The following is a 15,623-nucleotide window of genomic DNA, read 5'->3' as shown; positions in this document are numbered from 1 at the left end:
CGGACTATGCTCGATCCCATGATTCTGTCTGGGAGGGCTGTCATGCGTTACGAAGAAATGTACCGGCGTTCGGTGGATGAACCCGAAGCGTTCTGGGCCGAAGAGGCCCACCGCATCTACTGGCATAAAGCGCCGGAGCAGATCCTCGATTACAGCAACCCGCCCTTCCGGCGCTGGTTTGTCGGCGGGGAAACCAACCTCTGCTACAACGCCGTGGACCGCCACCTGGTCGATCGCCCGGACCAGCTGGCACTGGTGGCCATTTCCACCGAAACCAACGTCACCCAGGAGATCACCTACCGGCAGCTGTACCGCGAAGTGAATGCCTTCGCAGCAGTGCTGCAGCGCCTGGACGTGCAGCGCGGCGACCGCGTGGTGATCTACATGCCCAACATGGCCGAGGCGGTGTTTGCGATGCTGGCCTGCGCGCGCATCGGGGCGATCCACTCGGTGGTGTTCGGCGGGTTTGCCGCGCACAACCTGGCGCTGCGCATCGACGATGCCGAACCCAAGCTGCTGATCGCCGCCGATGCCGGCAAGCGCGGTGGCAAGGTGATTCCCTACAAGGCGATGGTCGATGCGGCATGTGCCGAAGCCACCTCGCCGCCGCCGCACGTGCTGATCGTCTCGCGCGGGCTGGACCCGGCCGAACCGAAGGTGGCCGGTCGCGATGTCGACTACGCCACGCTGCGCGCTGAAGTGGGCGACCAGGACGTGCCGGTGGTGTGGCTGGAAGCCAGCGAGCCCAGCTACCTGCTGTATACCTCCGGCACCACCGGCAAGCCCAAAGGCGTCCAGCGCGACGTGGGCGGCTACGCCGTGGCGATGGCGCAGTCGATGCAGACCGTGTTCGACTGCAAGCCGGGCCAGGTGATGTTCTCCACCTCCGACGTGGGCTGGGCGGTGGGCCATTCCTACAACGTGTACGGCCCGCTGATCGGCGGCTGCACCTCGCTGCTGTACGAAGGCCTGCCGACCAATCCCGACCCGGGTATCTGGTGGGCGTTGTGCGAGCAGTACAACGTGCGCACGCTGTTCTCCTCGCCCACCGCCATCCGCGTGCTGAAGAAGCACGACACCGACTTCATCACGCGCCACGACCTGGACGCGCTCAAGTACGTGTTCCTGGCCGGCGAGCCGCTTGACGAGCCCACCGCGCACTGGATCAACGACGCGCTGGGCAAGCCGATTATCGACAACTACTGGCAGACCGAAACCGGCTGGCCGGCACTGACGTTGTTGCCCGGGGTGGACATGAAACCGGTGCGGTTCGGCTCGCCCGGGTTCCCCAACCTCGGCTACAAGATGAAGGTCATCGACGAGAACACCGGCGATGAAGTGGCGCCCGGGCAGAAGGGCGTGCTGGTGATGACGCCGCCGTTGCCGCCGGGGTGCATGAGCACGGTATGGAAGGACGACGACCGGTTCCTGCAGAGCTATTTCAGCCACTTCAAGGAGCTGCTGTACAGCTCGCTGGACTGGGCGATCCGCGACGCCGACGGCTACACCTTCATCCTCGGCCGCACCGACGATGTGATCAACGTGGCCGGGCACCGGCTGGGCACGCGCGAGATCGAAGAGTGCATCTCCGGCCACCCGCTGGTGGCCGAGGCGGCGGTGATCGGGGTCAAGGACGAGCTCAAGGGCCAGGTGCCACTGGTGTTCGTCACCCTGCGCCAGGCAGTGGAGGGCGATGGCAGCACGGTGATCACCGAGATGATGCAGCGGGTCACCAACTCACTCGGCGCACTGGCGCGGCCGGCGCACATCCATATCGTCAATGCGCTGCCCAAGACCCGCTCGGGCAAGCTGCTGCGGCGCTCGCTGCAGGCGCTGGCCGAAGAGCGCGATCCCGGTGATCTGTCCACGCTGGATGATCCGGGGGCACTGGACGAGATCCGGCGCGCGCTGGGGCACTGACCGGCGCGTGCTGCAACGCATTATCGGTGTCGGCCAGCGTCAGGTAAGCTCCGGACGTGACCGCTGCAGGCCTAGCGCCTGGCGTCGCGCGCTGGGGACACGGCGCGCGGGGGCGCCGGCGTGGAGATCCGCCTGGAACGGTCGCAAGGGGGCGCACGTGCACCGGCCAACGGCCGGAGGGCGGGCGTGGCACTGCAGCACGCAACAGGGGGAAGTACATGGCCTACATCCATGGCAAGACGGCCGCCGGCCGCCAGGAAATCGAAGACCGTGCACGTCGGCTGCCGCCGGCGTTGCGCTCCATTCTGCTGATGGTGGATGGTCAGCGCGATGACGATGCGTTGACCGCCTTGTTGCCGGGCCTGCGCGCGCCGGACGACGCACTGGCACAGCTGGCGCAGATGGGCCTGATCGACGTGGTCGGCGGTGCCGTCGCGCCGCTCGCCGCGCGTGCGCTCACCGCCGGGCGCGAACAGGATCCGGATCTGTACAAGCGCCTGTACGACTGGATGAGCGAATCGGTGCGCCGCCATCTGGGCCTCAAGGGCTACTTCATGCAGCTCAAGATCGAGCGCTGCACCGATGCGGCAGGGCTGGAAAAGCTGTGGCCGGACATGGCCGCCGCCGTCGCCAAGGCCAAGAGCCCGGCGTTGGCCAGCCGCTGGTTGAGCGACACGCATGCGCTGCTCGACGCATCGCCGCAGCTGCAGCCCGACGCCAGCGCCGAACCCGTGCCTGGCTGAATCGCCGGCGCCTGCAAGGGTGGTCGTTGCCGTGCGGGGGCGTTACCTTGCCCGGCTACACCTGCAGGAGCACCGCGATGGACCCCACGCACGATGACCACGGCACTCCCGGTTGGGATGCCATCAACGCGGCCTTGGTCGCGCTGTACCCGGGGCAGGAACCCCGGCACTTCGGTACGGCGTTGCCCCACACCCTGGGCGGCAACGACCCGCTGGACGGGATCAGCGTGTACTGGGCCGAATCGCCCCGTCCGCACTGGCATTACGTCACCTATGGCTTCTCCGAGCTGTACGACAAGCAGAGTGACGATGCGGCCGACAGTGGCTACGGTTTCGAGCTGACCTTCCGCCTGGCCGCCGCGCCGGGGCAGGGGCCTGACGACGCGCCGCCGGTGTGGCCGATGAACCTGCTGCAGAACCTGGCGCGCTATGTCTTCAGCAGCGGCAATGTGTTCGAGGCCGGGCACCACCTGGATGCCAACGGTCCGATCGCGTTGGATACCGACACCGTGCTGCGCCACCTGGCGCTGGTGGAGGATCCGCAGCTGCCGCCGCGCGACACCCCCAACGGCCGCGTGCGTTTCCTGCAGATCGTCGGGCTGGCCGATGACGAAATGGCGGCGGTGCGGCGCTGGTCCACCCAGGAGGTGCTGGATGCGCTGCTGCCGGCCATGCCGCTGTGGATCACCGACCTGCAGCGCGGTTCGCTGCTGGCCGACCCGGCCCTGGCCGCGCAGGTGGAGGCGGGCAGTGCCCGTGACGGCTCCACCACCGGGCTGTTGTTCCTGGAAACACTGGACTGGGTGGACGAAGGCGACAGCGTGGAACTGGTGCTGGGCGCCGGCCAGGTGCCGGGGGTGCTGGAGCTGCTGCCGCTGCGGCTGGACCACGGCCACGCGCTGACCCTGCTCAACGCACAGCGCAGCTGGCGCTTCGAGCCGGGTGAGACTGACCAGCTGGAGATCGCGCCGGACAGCGCGCGCTGTGTGCTCAGCCCGCCCACCCTGCGTGCGCTGCTGGACCACCTGCACGCCCAGCGCGGCGTTTACCCGCTGCCCGGTGGCCGCCTGCGCATCCGGGTAGAGCCCACCCAGCTGCGCGACGCACAGGGCAACGTGGTGCGCACCATCGGGTAGAGCCACCCCACGGGTGGCTGCGCGCGGTGCCCGATTCGGGGGCAGCCACCCATGGGGTGGCTCTACCGAGGGACAGGGCCCCAAAAAAAAGGTTCTTCTCCCATCTGAGAGAAGGCGCAGATTGGATCGGCTGGCGTCCCCGATCGGGGCGGTCGCGCGCGTGAGGGCCCCGTAGCAGCCGGTAGGCCCCTGGCGCAAATGTCCCCCGGCCGCGGGGCGGCCTCCTCCTTTATTTTGCTCAGGAGCCTACCGGCTGCTACGGGGCTCGGCTCGCGGTACAGGTTGGGGAAGCCACGCTTTTTCCTGGCTGTCGGTGGGTCGGGCGCTGGGCSCCSATRCCCWTGGAGGCGAAATAAAGGGGGAGGGGGCGGCCGCAGGCCGACGCCGGAGGACATTCGCCGRAAAGGGCATSGGGGCCCAGCGCCCGGCCCGCCRACGGCTGCSCCTGRAAAGYGYCAAGGCACRTTTCTGCYTKCCCCGCAGATGGGCGAAGAACCAAAAAAAAAGCGCCCGGCAGTGCCGGGCGCTTCGCTTATATATATGTCGCGTGGAACGACTCAGCTCAGGCCTTCGGCCTTCAGCGTGGCCTGCACGCCGGCATCGGCGTCCATGCGGGTCTTGAACGCGGCGATGTTGTCCAATCCGCTCAGGTCGATCTTCGCCCCAGCCGCCCAGCGCAGCGTGATGTAGAAGTACGGGTCGGCGAAGCTGCGGAACCCGGCCAGCCACGGGCGGTCGGCGAGCTGCTTGTCGGCACGCTCGAACAGGCCGCGCAGGCGCTTGCGCGCGGTGGCGCGGAGCGCGTCGTACTGGCTGTCGTCTTCAATGAAGTTGGCCGGGCCGAACAGCGGCTTGAACGCCGGGTGCAGGTCCGAGTTGACGAAGGACAGCCAGCGGGTGGCCTCGGCGCGCTGCTGGGCGCTGCCATCACCGGCCAGGCCGGCCTGCGGGTAGGTGTCGGCGATGTAGCCCATGATGGCCGCGTTCTGGGTCAGGATGAAATCACCATCGACCACCGCGGGCACCGAACCGGCCGGGTTGATCTTCAGGAACGCAGGTGCCTTCAGCGTGTCCTTGTCGAGCAGTTCCACCTCGAACGGCTGGCCGGTCCACTGCAGGGCGATGTGGTCGGCGGTGGAGCAGGCACCGGGCTTGCTGTACAGCTTCATGGGAACTCCGTTGACGGATGGGTGGAAAGTCAGCTGCCCACTATTCCAGAGCAGGCCCCGCATCCTCAACGGTATGGCCGTAACAGACCGTTACGACGTGCGCGGCTTGAGTTTCTGCACGCGATAGAACGTGTGGTCACCGATCGTGGCCACCTGGTAGGCATTGCGCCAGCTGGGGTTGGCGATCGCCAGGGCCGCGAAGTGGCTGGCACCGGGCACGATCTCCTTGCGCTCACCCACCGGCAGGGCCCAGTTGCGCTCGGCATCGAAGGCCACCGTCATCGCTTCCTGCCAGGCGTCGGCATTGCCCAGCTGGGTGCCGGGCGCCACGATGGTCGGGGCGAACTGCTTGCGCGCGGTCACCACCTTGCACATCGAGTCGCCCCACAGCCCACTGTCCAGGCGGCGCAGGGCCACTTCGGCAACGGCTTGCTGGCCGCGCAGGGTCTGGTCACGCGCTTCCAGGTAGACAGTCGTGCTCAGGCACAACGAATCGGCGGCCGGCTGCGGCAACAACTGCGACAGCCAGAGAATCCAGGCCAGTTTCATAAATCTCCTTGCTCCGTGTAGGCCGCACCTGGCTGGTCCATCCGATCATACGGACGGGGCGGGGATACGACTTGGCGTCATGGGGAGGCGACCATCGGGGTCGCCCGGGGGCGGACCCGAACAAGACGTGGGGTCCGCGCGCTCACTCGAACTGGGTGGTGAGCGGGAAAGTTGGCGCACGATAGGGGGCCATTTCCCAATGCATCCTGAACCTGAAAGCTTGACATTCAGGTTCGGAGCGCGGGCCGGAATGGGCTTCCGGACCCGTATTCAGGTCGCCAGCGACCCGTTTCAGAGCTGCGCGGCGAGGTGGCTGCCCTGGTGGATCGCACGCTTGGCATCCAGTTCGGCGGCCACGTCGGCACCGCCAATCAGGTGCGCGTTGACCCCGGCTGCCTGCAGCGCGGCGTGCAGATCGCGGCGCGGTTCCTGGCCGGCGCAGACCACCACGTGATCCACCGGCAGGGTCTGTTCCTGGCCCTCGATGCGCACGCGCAGGCCCGCATCGTCCACGCCCAGGTACTCCACGCCGCCCAGCATCGTCACGCCCTTGGCCTTGAGCGTGGCGCGGTGGATCCAGCCGGTGGTCTTGCCCAGGCGCGCGCCGGGCTTGCCCGGGCTGCGCTGCAGCAGCCAGACCTTGCGCGCCGGTGCTTCGGGCGCGGGCTTTGCGAGCGCACCGCGGGCTTCAAAACTGGGGTCCACACCCCATTCGGCCATCCAGCGGGCGGGATCGAGCGCGCTGGAGGGGCCGTCGTGGACCAGGAACTCGCCCACGTCGAAGCCGATGCCGCCGGCGCCGATGATGGCGACCTGCGCGCCGGCCTGGACCCGGCCCAGCAGCACGTCCAGGTAGTTGACCACCTTGGGGTGGTCGGCACCGGGGAAGTCGACCCGGCGCGGGGTGATACCGGTGGCCACCACCACCTCGTCGAAACCGGCCAGGCCGGCGACATCGGCCACGGTGTCCAGCTTCACCTCGACCCGGGTCTGCTCCAGCTTGTGGCGGAAGTAGCGCAGGGTCTCGTGGAATTCTTCCTTGCCCGGAATGCGCTTGGCCACGTTGAACTGGCCGCCGATCTCGCTGCCGGCGTCGAACAGGGTCACCTGGTGGCCGCGTTCGGCGGCGACCGTGGCGCAGGCCRGCCCGGCCGGGCCCGCGCCGACCACGGCAACGCGCTTGGCGGCGGTGACCGGGCGGTAGACCAGTTCGGTCTCGTGCACGGCGCGCGGGTTGACCAGGCAGCTGGCGGTCTTGTTCTCGAACACGTGGTCCAGGCAGGCCTGGTTGCAGGCGATGCAGGTGTTGATCGCTTCAGGGCGACCGGCGCGGGCCTTGTTGGCCCATTCCGGGTCGGCCAGCAGCGGCCGCGCCAGCGACACCATGTCCGCGCCGCCGCTGGCCAGGATGCGCTCGGCCACGTCGGGCATGTTGATGCGGTTGGTGGCGATCACCGGCAGCTGCACATGCGGTTTGAGCTTGGCGGTGACCCCGGCGAACGCCGCGCGCGGCACCGAGGTGGCGATGGTGGGGATGCGCGCTTCGTGCCAGCCGATGCCGGCGTTGATCAACGTCGCGCCGGCCGCCTCGATCGCCTTGGCCTGCTGCACGATTTCATCCCAGTTGCTGCCGCCTTCGACCAGGTCCACCAGCGACAGCCGGTAGATGATGATGAAGTCCGGGCCGCAGGCCTCGCGGATGCGGCGCACGATTTCAACCGCGAAGCGCATGCGCTGCGCGGCGTCGCCGCCCCAGCGGTCGGTGCGCGTGTTGGTGCGCGGGGCGATGAACTCGTTGATCAGATAGCCTTCCGAGCCCATCACTTCAACGCCGTCGTAGCCGGCCTCGCGCGCCAACCGCGCGCTGCGCGCGTAATCGGCAATGTGGCGGTCAACGCCACCGGCACTCAGCGCGCGCGGGGTGAACGGATTGATCGGCGCCTTCAGCTTGCTGGGGGCCACCGACAGGGGGTGGTAGGCATAGCGCCCGGCGTGCAGCAGCTGCAGGCAGATCTTGCCGCCGTTGTCGTGCACCGCGGCGGTCACCTGGCGGTGCGGACGCACTTCCCACGGCCAGGACAGCTTGCCGCCGAACGGCTTGAGCCAGCCGACCACGTTCGGTGCGAAGCCGGTGAAAGGGCCTTGCGCGCAAGGCCCTTTCACGGCRCCCTGCGCGCTTCGCTCCAAGGTTCGCTGCGCGAACCTTGGACCCTGATGCATGCCTCCTCTACCCCCGCCTGTCGGCGCGCCCCTTCAACAGAAGGGGCTTTTCTCCGGAGGGGCGCGCGCGCTGCATTGGGTAGGTGCCAACCGTTGGTCGGCACGGCGGTGGTCGTGGCTTACGGTGCCGCGACGGTGGCCGGGGCGGGCTTGTGGATCCCGAACAGCGGCAGCGTGACGCCGCAGAGCGGGCCGATCAGCAGGGCGAAGGCGAGGGTGCCCACGCCGACGTTGCCGCCGAGCCACCAGCCGATCAGCAGGACGGTGCCCTCGATCTGGCTGCGTACCACCCAGATCGGCCAGCCGGTACGGGCGTGCAGGCCGGTCATCAGGCCGTCGCGCGGGCCGGGGCCGAAACGTGCGCCGATGTACAGGCCGGTGGCCACGGCCACCATCAGCAGGCCGCAGACGAATACCGGCACCTGCCACGCCAGCCCGTGCACCTCCGGCAGCAGCCACAGGCCGAACTGCGCGCTCGGGCCGATCAGCATGACGTTGAGTACCGTGCCCAGCCCCGGCTTCTGCCGGATCGGCCACCACAGCAACAGCACCAGCGCGCCGATCACGTTGGTGGCCACGCCGAACGACAGCGGCGTCTGCAATGCGATGCCCTGCGACAGCACATCCCACGGCGCCACCCCGATCGCGGCGCGGATCATCACCGCCGCGCCCATGCCGTACAAGAACAGGCCAAGCAACAGTTGTAACAGGCGCAGGGGGAATGAGGTGGGCATGGCGGGTGTCACCGGAGGGGCCCTTGAATGTAGGGCGCGCCCGCCACGCCGGACAGATACAGATGCACGCCAATATGCGCCGACACCTGCGCCGCCGGCGCAGGCCTCTACCAGCCGGCCAGCACCAGCTTGCCGACCGTGCCACCGCTTTCCAGTTGCCGGTGAGCGTCGCGCAGGTTGGCGGCGTTGATCAGGCCAACGTGCGTACTGCGCGTGCTGCGCAGTTCACCCGCATCAACCAGGCTTGCAACGCGGTTCAGGATGCGATGCTGTTCGATCATGTCCGCGGTGCGGAACTTCGCGCGCGCAAACATGAATTCCCAGTGGATGCCGATGCACTTGGCTTTATAGGGATCGCCGATGCGCAAGGCGTCGCGCGGTTCGACAATCAGGCCGACATGGCCCTGTGGTGCGAGCAGTTCGCCCAGCACGTCCCAGTAGCGGTCGGTGTCGGCCAGGTTGAGTGCCACCTGCACCTGCGCGATGCCCAATGCCTGCAGCTGTGGCGCCAACGGTTGATGGTGATCCACCACATGGTGGGCGCCCATCTGTCGACACCACTGCACCGAGCTCGCGCGCGAGGCCGTAGCGACGACGGTGAAGCCGGCATGCCGGGCAAGCTGGATCGCGATGGAGCCAACACCGCCCGCACCGCCGATGACCAGCAGCACCTGGCCGGCATGGCGACGGTCATCAAACTGCAATGGCATGCGCTGGAACAGCAGTTCCCAGGCGGTCAACGTAGTCAGCGGGAGCGCGGCAGCGTCGGCGAAATCCAGCGTGGTCGGCTTGCGCCCGACGAGTCGCTCGTCAACCAGGTGCCATTGCGCGTTGCTGCCGGGGCGTGTCACATCGCCGGCGTAATACACCTCGTCGCCGGGAACGAAGGCCACGACATCCGGTCCAACAGCCTCGACGGTGCCGGCCGCGTCGTAGCCAAGAATGCGCGGAGGATCTTCCTGCGCCGGGCGCGGCGCGCGCTGTTTGGTATCCACCGGATTGACGGAAACGGCCTGTATCCGCACCAGCAGGTCCGAACCCGTGGGTGGGGCAGGGTCGGGCAGGGTCAGATCAAGCAGTGCGGCGGGGTCGTCAATCGGCAGGTACTGGCGCAAACCCACGGCTTTCATGGCAGCTCCTGTGCAGGACGTTCCCCATCATACGTCCGGTAACAAAGCTGTTCTTGCGCTGAATCAAGGCGGGGGCGGATTTTTGGCGGAATACTGCGACGGCGCAGTCCACAGGTAGCAAAATCGGGTCGGATCCCTTGCCATTACTGGGTCTTGCGCAATTTCATCAACCTGTATAGGGTGCCACCAGCTGGGCCGGTAGAGGTCTGGCGGTCGTCTTCACATGTTACGTGACTGTTAACATCACCTTCACCCTCCTGAGCATAATGTTCGCGGCGGTGGCGTGCTGAATCGGCAGTCTGAAAACGACGCAGGTGCTGGCCCATGCCTCTACCGGTTTCATACCCCCGAAATAGGAGCTGTACTCAATGAACAAGAAGATCCTCACTGCCGCGCTGCTGGGCGGTCTGGCTTTCGCCCAGGCTGCATCGGCGCAGGATTTTGACGACCGCTGGTACCTGACCGGTTCGGCCGRCTTCAACTTCCAGGATAACGACCGTCTGACCAACGACGCTCCGTTCGTGACCCTGGGCCTCGGTAAGTTCATCAGCCCCAACTGGTCGCTGGACGGCGAGCTGAACTACCAGAACCCGAACTTCGACGCCAACCAGGATCTGAACTGGAGCCAGTACGGCGTGTCGGTCGACATGCGTCGCCACTTCATCTCTGAAGGCCGTGGCTGGAACCCGTACCTGCTGATGGGTCTGGGCTACCAGAAGTCGGAAGAAGAGTACGCTGCCAACAGCCTGAATGGTCCGCGTGAGCGCAAGGACGGCAACTTCGCCGCCAAGCTCGGCGTCGGCCTGCAGACCACCTTCGAAAAGCGCGTTGCTGTCCGCGCCGAAGTGGCCTACCGCGCTGACTTCGACGACCAGAGCATCTCCGCTCCGTCGGAAGACTGGTTCGGCGACGTGCTGGCTTCGGTCGGCGTCGTGATCCCGCTGGGCCCGGCCCCGACCGCTGCTGTGGTTGCCCCGGCTCCGGTTGCTCCGAGCTGCGCCGACCTGGATGACGACGGTGACGGCGTCAACAACTGCGACGACAAGTGCCCGGATTCGCAGCCGGGTCAGACCATCGGTCCGGACGGTTGCCCGGTCCCGGTGTCGATCGATCTGAAGGGTGTGAACTTCGACTTCGACAAGGCGACCCTGCGTCCGGACGCCGTGGCGATCCTGAGCGAAGCCACCGAGATCCTGAAGCGTTACCCGGATCTGCGTGTTGAAGTTGCCGGTCACACCGACTCGAAGGGTACCGACGCTTACAACCAGAAGCTGTCGGAGCGTCGCGCCACCACCGTGTATGACTACCTGACCAAGAACGGCGTGTCCGCTTCGCGTCTGGTGGGCCCGATCGGCTACGGCGAGAGCCGTCCGATTGCGCCGAACACCAACCCGGATGGCTCGGACAACCCGGAAGGTCGTGCAAAGAACCGTCGTACCGAGCTGAACGTCCAGAACTAATCCTTCTGGTAGTACAGTCTCAGAAGAGGGCCCGGCATTGCCGGGCCCTTTTTTTTTGTCTTTTTTTTAGGTCAAAAGCCAAAAGCCAAAGCCAAAGCCAAAGCCAGAAAGCGGTCGTTGCCGTCTGCTTCCAGGCTGGGCGGGGGTGTGTGGGTTCGCGGGACACGCTGCAAGTACGTCCATGTAAGCTCCGTCGCCGCATCCATGCGGCTCAGGGTCCCGCGAACCCACACACCCCCTCCCTCGACAGTGGGCCGGTGGCCAATGAAAAGCGACGAGCGAAAGCAGGCAGGGCCGTCGCGCACCGTCTTTTCTGTGCGCACCAGCCATGTGTCGGAGGCTGGTAGGGGTGGGGTTGCGGGACCCTGAGCCGCATGGATGCGGCGACGGAGCCTCCAGGGATGGATTTACGGCGTGTCCCGCAACCCCACCCCTACCAGCCCAGCCCGGGACAAGCGGACATGATGGGCCCCGCACTTGATCTTGGCCTCACGCTCTTGATCAAGAAATCAACAATAAATCCAACAAGTTGCCGTATTCATTGAATGTGGGATCTTGAAAGCCGTTGTGGCGCTGTTAAACTCGCCGCGTCGCCCCTTTTCCCTGGATGCATCCCATGCTGCGTATCGCACTGGCCGCCGTGCTCGGCCTGGCCTTGGTTCCCACCGCCTACGCAGCTGTGGATTGCTCGGCGCATGCCATCAGCGCCTCGCCGCTGCCGCTGCCGGCCACCGCGATTGCCCCGGTCGCTGAAGAGCTTTACATCCGGAATGTGCAGCTCGGCATGCCTGCCGGCGTGCTCACCTCCAACTTCGACCAGCAGCAGTCGCTTGATCGCGTCCTGCAGCGCCTGCGCATCGACGGCTGCCAGAACATCGCCAAGGCCATGCCCGGCGCACCGGCGATCAAGGCCAACGACCCGGCCGCCTACAAGCCGGCTACCGAATTCGACAACACGCCGTGGCGCTTCGACATGAGCCAGAACGGCAAGCGCATGACCGCTGAAGAATTTGATGCCTGGATGAAGGCCCGTGGCGTGCGCGTGGTCAAGGCGCGTCCGGTTCCTGCTGCCGCCCCGGCCGCGGCCGAAGCACCGGCTGACACCAAGCCGGGCGAGAAGAAGTAAGCCGCCTGCGCGGAGCACGATGAGCACACGCCGGCCCCCTGCCGCGCCTGCATCTCGACCACGCCGCCCCGAGCGGCGTGCGTCACCGGTAAGCGCAGCGCGCACCGACAGCGCGCCGCGCCATGGCCTGGCCCGCGTCCTGTCCAAGGCCGGGCTGTGTTCGCGCACCGAAGCCGCGCGCTGGATCCAGGCCGGGCGCGTCACCGTCGATGGCCGCGTCATCAACAACCCCGAATTTCCCATCATCGACGGTCGCCACCATGTGCGCGTCGATGGCCAGCCGCTGGACGCGCCGCGCCGCATCCACCTGATGCTCAACAAGCCCCGCGGCCTGGTCACCACCGCGCAGGACGAGCAGGGCCGTGACACCGTCTACCGCTGCTTCGATGGTGCCGGCCTGCCGTGGATCGCCCCGGTCGGGCGCCTGGACAAGGCCAGCGAAGGCCTGCTGTTGTTCAGCAACGACCCGCAGTGGGCCGCGCGCCTCACAGACCCCACCACCGGTCCGGACAAGACCTACCACGTCCAGATCGACGCCATTCCCGATGCGGCGCAGCTGCAGGCGCTGTGCACCGGCGTGGAGGACGAGGGCGAGCTTCTGCGCGCGCGCCGCGCCACCCTGCTGCGCAGCGGTGACAAGACCGCCTGGGTCGAAGTGGTGCTGGAGGAGGGCCGCAACCGGCATATCCGCCGCCTGCTCGCCGCATTCGACATCAACGTGCTGCGCCTGGTGCGCGTGGCCATCGGGCAGTTGCCGATGGGTGCGCTGGGCAAGGGCACCTGGCGCGAACTGAGCGCGCACGACCTCGAACTGCTGTATGCCGCGGCCGACGGTGCCGTGGCCCCGCCGTGATTTCCTGGCCTGCCCGTGCGTGGCAGGCCAACCGAACCGGGCAATGGATGGCCTTGTACCCGACGTTCCATTCACTCCCGGGAGATTCCCCCATGCACGCCCAACGCCTCAACTTTTCCCTGTTCCGCGGCGCCTGCCTGCTGGCATCGGCCGCGCTGCTGACTGCCTGCGGCGGACACAAGCACACCGCCAAGGCGGACGCGCCGGCGGCTGACAAGGTGGTGGAAGTCACGACGCCTGAACTCGACGGCCGCGGCAGCTACCGCTTCATGATGAGCAACGGCGACAAGAAGATGTCCGCCGACGAGTTCGATGCATGGATGAAGGCCAACGGCATCCGCGTGGCCAAGGGCAACGGCCAGGACCGCCCGGTCGCTGCCCCGGTGGTGGTGGCCAGCAAGGAACAGGCCAAGGACAAGAAGAAAAAGAAGAAATAACCCGGCGCGCGGGGCGGATGTCCATGACCCGCAACGGCCGGGTCAACCCCGTTCATGCGCACGCAACGCCGGTAGAGCCGACCGTTCGTCGGCTGGGGCACGCCCGCGTGCCCCGTGTCAGACGTTCATGACCCACACCGCCGGTAGAGCCGACCGTTGGTCCGCTGGACACGCCCGCGTGCCCCCGTGTCAGACGTTCATGACCCACACCGCCGGTAGAGCCGACCGTTGGTCGGCTGGGGCACGCCCGCGTGCCCCCGTGTCAGACGTTCATGACCCACACCGCCGGTAGAGCCGACCGTTGGTCGGCTGGGGCACGCCCGCGTGCCCCTTTGGCCGGATGTTGATGACGCCCAACGAAGGGCAGCCGACCAACGGTCGGCTCTACCTGGCCAGGCGCGTGTTCAGATGTTCATGACCCACGACGAAGGGCAGCCGACCAACGGTCGGCTCTACCTGGCCAGGCGCGTGTTTAGATGTTCATGACCCATAACGAAAGGCAGCCGACCAACGGTCGGCTATACCCGGCCAGGCGCGTGTTCAGATGTTCATGACCCACAACGAAAGGCAGCCGACCAACGGTCGGCTCTACCTGGCCAGGCGCGTGTTCAGATGTTCATGACCCACGACGAAGGGCAGCCGACCAACGGTCGGCTCTACCCCGGTTACGCGCGCGTGTCGGATGTTCATGACCCGCAACGGTCGGGTCCACCCCGGTCATGCACCCGTGTCGGATGTCCATGATCCGCAATGGTCGTATCCACCCCGGTCATGCGCGTGTCCGATGTCCATGACCCGCAACGCCGGTAGAGCCGGCCGTTGGTCGGCTAAAGCGCTCAGCCCTTGATCACACCCAGCTCCACACCAATGCGGGTGAACGCATCGATCGCGCGGTCCAGGTGGGCACGGGTGTGCGCGGCGCTGATCTGGGTGCGGATGCGCGCCTGGCCCTTGGGCACCACCGGGAAGAAGAAGCCGATCGCGTAGATGCCTTCTTCCAGCAAACGCTCAGCAAACTTCTGCGCCAGCGGCGCGTCGTACAGCATCACCGGGCTGATCGGGTGCACGCCCGGCTTCACGTCGAAACCGGCGGCGGTCATCTTCTCGCGGAAGTAGGCAGTGTTTTCGGCCAGGGTGCTGCGCAGGTCGTCGGCGGCGGCCAGCATCTCGAACGCCTTGATGCCGGCGGCGACCACGTGCGGCGGCAGCGAGTTGGAGAACAGGTACGGGCGCGAGCGCTGGCGCAGCAGTTCGACCACTTCGGCGCTGGCGCAGGTGAAGCCGCCCAGCGCGCCGCCCATGGCTTTGCCAAGGGTGCCGGTGATGATGTCGATCTTCTCCAGCACGCCCTTGACCTCGGCCGAGCCACGGCCCGTAGCGCCGAGGAAGCCGGTGGCATGGCATTCGTCGATGTGGACCAGCGCGTTGTACTTCTTCGCCAGCGCGGTGATCTCGTCCAGCGGGGCGATGAAGCCGTCCATCGAGAACACGCCGTCGGTGGTGATCAGCTTGGTCTTGCAGCCGGCGGCATCGGCGGCCTGCAGCTGGGCTTCCAGGTCGGCCATGTCGCAGTTGGCGTAGCGGAAGCGCTTGGCCTTGCACAGGCGCACACCGTCGATGATCGAGGCGTGGTTCAGCGCATCGGAGATGATCGCGTCGTTCTCGCCCAGCAGTGGCTCGAACAGGCCGCCGTTGGCATCGAAGCAGGCCGCGTACAGGATGGTGTCCTGCTTGCCGAAGAAGGCGGCGATCTGCTGTTCCAGCTGCTTGTGCAGGTCCTGGGTGCCGCAGATGAAGCGCACCGAGGCCATGCCGAAGCCGTGGCTGTCCAGCGCGTCCTTGGCCGCCTGGATCAGGTCGGGGTGGTCGGCCAGGCCCAGGTAGTTGTTGGCGCAGAAGTTCAGCACCTTGCGGCCATCGTCCAGGGTGATCTCGGCCGACTGCGGGCTGGTGATGATGCGTTCGGACTTGAACAGGCCCTGGGCGCGGATCGCCTCCAGTTCTTCAACGTAGTGCTGGGTCAGCGGGGCGGAGGTGGCGTCGCTCATGGCAGGCAGTCTTCGGCACGGGAAAACCGGGATTTTACCTGTCGGCGCCGGGCCCGGGGGCGCGGGCGGGGTCTTGCCAGGCCGATGGTGGGCGAAAC

The 15,623-nt window shown here is 66.9% G+C and carries 12 protein-coding genes and 1 pseudogene; 7 read left to right on the top strand and 6 right to left on the bottom strand.

Going from position 1 to position 15,623, the window contains the following annotated elements:
- Window positions 1-42: 42 nt before the first annotated feature.
- The 3 genes from prpE (at window position 43) to AC1DCJ_RS15080 (ending at window position 3,799) form a co-directional block, all read left to right on the top strand.
- The gene (gene prpE / locus AC1DCJ_RS15090) at window positions 43-1,920 is read left to right on the top strand and encodes a propionate--CoA ligase (RefSeq protein ID WP_137190949.1); all 1,878 of its coding nucleotides are present in this window, start codon (window positions 43-45) and stop codon (window positions 1,918-1,920) included.
- Window positions 1,921-2,138: 218 nt separating this feature from the next.
- A complete protein-coding gene (locus AC1DCJ_RS15085) occupies window positions 2,139-2,663 on the top strand; it encodes a hypothetical protein (RefSeq protein ID WP_478071314.1) in 525 nt (174 codons plus the stop codon).
- Window positions 2,664-2,740: 77 nt separating this feature from the next.
- Complete coding sequence (locus tag AC1DCJ_RS15080) at window positions 2,741-3,799, top strand: suppressor of fused domain protein (RefSeq protein ID WP_478071313.1); 1,059 nt, start codon at window positions 2,741-2,743, stop codon at window positions 3,797-3,799.
- Window positions 3,800-4,356: 557 nt separating this feature from the next.
- Here the strand turns inward: AC1DCJ_RS15080 and AC1DCJ_RS15075 are convergent.
- The 5 genes and pseudogenes from AC1DCJ_RS15075 to AC1DCJ_RS15055 all read right to left on the bottom strand — a co-directional run bounded on the left by AC1DCJ_RS15075 (window position 4,357) and on the right by AC1DCJ_RS15055 (window position 9,601).
- The gene (locus AC1DCJ_RS15075) at window positions 4,357-4,968 is read right to left on the bottom strand and encodes a glutathione S-transferase N-terminal domain-containing protein (RefSeq protein ID WP_137190946.1); all 612 of its coding nucleotides are present in this window, start codon (window positions 4,966-4,968) and stop codon (window positions 4,357-4,359) included.
- 90 nt (window positions 4,969-5,058) lie between these two features.
- Window positions 5,059-5,517: a cell wall hydrolase gene (locus AC1DCJ_RS15070; protein ID WP_038690229.1), complete on the bottom strand. Its 459-nt coding sequence runs from the start codon at window positions 5,515-5,517 to the stop codon at window positions 5,059-5,061.
- A 291-nt stretch (window positions 5,518-5,808) separates the two neighbouring features.
- Window positions 5,809-7,743 (bottom strand): annotated as a pseudogene (locus AC1DCJ_RS15065) (oxidoreductase); the annotation flags it as partial.
- 113 nt (window positions 7,744-7,856) lie between these two features.
- Window positions 7,857-8,471 carry a membrane protein YczE gene (yczE, locus tag AC1DCJ_RS15060; protein ID WP_478071312.1) on the bottom strand — a complete coding sequence of 205 codons (615 nt, stop codon included), beginning with the start codon at window positions 8,469-8,471 and terminating at the stop codon, window positions 7,857-7,859.
- 107 nt (window positions 8,472-8,578) lie between these two features.
- Entirely contained in the window at window positions 8,579-9,601 is a 1,023-nt protein-coding gene (locus AC1DCJ_RS15055) for a zinc-binding alcohol dehydrogenase family protein (protein ID WP_478071311.1), read from the bottom strand.
- A gap of 368 nt (window positions 9,602-9,969) precedes the next feature.
- On the opposite strand from AC1DCJ_RS15055, the gene AC1DCJ_RS15050 reads away from it, so the two are divergent.
- The 4 genes from AC1DCJ_RS15050 (at window position 9,970) to AC1DCJ_RS15035 (ending at window position 13,477) form a co-directional block, all read left to right on the top strand.
- Window positions 9,970-11,061 carry an OmpA family protein gene (locus AC1DCJ_RS15050; RefSeq protein ID WP_478071310.1) on the top strand — a complete coding sequence of 364 codons (1,092 nt, stop codon included), beginning with the start codon at window positions 9,970-9,972 and terminating at the stop codon, window positions 11,059-11,061.
- A gap of 616 nt (window positions 11,062-11,677) precedes the next feature.
- Window positions 11,678-12,187: a hypothetical protein gene (locus AC1DCJ_RS15045; RefSeq protein ID WP_137190941.1), complete on the top strand. Its 510-nt coding sequence runs from the start codon at window positions 11,678-11,680 to the stop codon at window positions 12,185-12,187.
- A 19-nt stretch (window positions 12,188-12,206) separates the two neighbouring features.
- Window positions 12,207-13,040, top strand: coding sequence for a pseudouridine synthase (locus AC1DCJ_RS15040; protein ID WP_478071309.1), 834 nt, complete (start codon window positions 12,207-12,209; stop codon window positions 13,038-13,040).
- Window positions 13,041-13,132: 92 nt separating this feature from the next.
- Complete coding sequence (locus AC1DCJ_RS15035; protein WP_313247214.1) at window positions 13,133-13,477, top strand: hypothetical protein; 345 nt, start codon at window positions 13,133-13,135, stop codon at window positions 13,475-13,477.
- Window positions 13,478-14,313: 836 nt separating this feature from the next.
- Here the strand turns inward: AC1DCJ_RS15035 and kbl are convergent.
- Complete coding sequence (gene kbl / locus AC1DCJ_RS15030) at window positions 14,314-15,525, bottom strand: glycine C-acetyltransferase (RefSeq protein WP_478071308.1); 1,212 nt, start codon at window positions 15,523-15,525, stop codon at window positions 14,314-14,316.
- Between the last annotated feature and the right edge of the window lie 98 nt (window positions 15,526-15,623).

It is taken from the genome of Stenotrophomonas sp. 10N36 (assembly GCF_056395005.1).
Note: the sequence above shows the minus strand (reverse complement) of the source record. Positions and strands in the feature narration are given on the sequence as shown.